The sequence below is a fragment of the Gilliamella apicola genome (genome assembly GCF_003202915.1).
Classification (GTDB): domain Bacteria; phylum Pseudomonadota; class Gammaproteobacteria; order Enterobacterales; family Orbaceae; genus Gilliamella; species Gilliamella apicola_Q.
This window is the reverse complement of the sequence record NZ_QGLP01000012.1, coordinates 1-1,070: the sequence shown is the minus strand read 5'-3', so window position 1 is coordinate 1,070 and position 1,070 is coordinate 1. Positions and strand designations below refer to the sequence as shown.

1 protein-coding gene is annotated in these 1,070 nt (G+C 43.5%); it reads left to right on the top strand.

Annotation, left to right across the window (positions count from 1 at the left end):
• Window positions 1–1,070, top strand: a 1,070-nt coding sequence (locus DKK79_RS14250; RefSeq protein WP_181415335.1) for a hemagglutinin repeat-containing protein, incomplete at both ends; no start/stop codon positions are given.

The following is a 1,070-nucleotide window of genomic DNA, read 5'->3' as shown; positions in this document are numbered from 1 at the left end:
GGTGATGGTGGTTCTGCCTCTTTAATTAAAGTCAATGTAAGTGTAACGGCAGATAACTCAAAACAAAAAACAGAGTATCACAACAATGCTCAAACAGGCACGGTGATCCATGCGGGTCAAAATGTGAATATCAATGCAGAAGAGAACATTGAAGGGAAAGGCGTTGATATTACCGGGCAAAACATCAATCTCAATGCGGGGAATGATATCAAATTTGATGCGGCCCACAGCACTGAAAAATTGAAAAGCACCGATTCAGGCAGTCACTATGGTGCCGGTGTTGGCTTTGGATTAGTGGGCGGGCAAAATGGTTTTTCAATTGAGTTAGCCGCCAGTAAATCCAAAGGTAAAGAAAACGGTACCAGTGATATCAATCACAACAGCACCATTACCGCCAGTAATACGCTTAACATCCAGAGTGGTCGTGATGTTATTTTAACGGGCGCGGAGTTGTCAGGTGAGCAAGTCATTGCTGATATTGGTCGTCACTTAACCATCAGTAGTGAACAAGATAAAGAAAAATACGATGCTAAACACACCTCTGTTGGTGCAAGTGCCAGCATCTGCGTACCACCATTTTGCTATGGAGCAAGTAGTGCTAGTGCGAACTTTGCCCAAGATAAAATGAAAAGTGATTATGAATCGGTTAACGAGCAATCGGGCATATTTGCCGGCAGTGGTGGTTATGATATTACCGTGGGCGAACATACCCAATTAAATGGCGCGGTGATAGCCTCAAAAGCTGACCCGTCAAAAAATCGCTTAGATACCGGCACTATTGGCTTTACTGATATTGAAAACAAAGCGGAATATGATGTCAGCAGCATCTCTGGCTCGGTTGGGGTAAGTAAAGGACAGGGTAGTGGCGGTTTTTCACCAACCAGTGGTCAACCAACCATTTACGACCACAACGATGAAGCCTCGAATATTACCCATGCGGCAATCAGTGACGGTGAGTTAATCATTCGTGACCAAGATAAACAAACACAAGATATTAATGAACTCAGTCATGATACCGAAAATGCCCATAGCAAACTCAAACCAATCTTTAATAAAGAGGATGAGCAGAC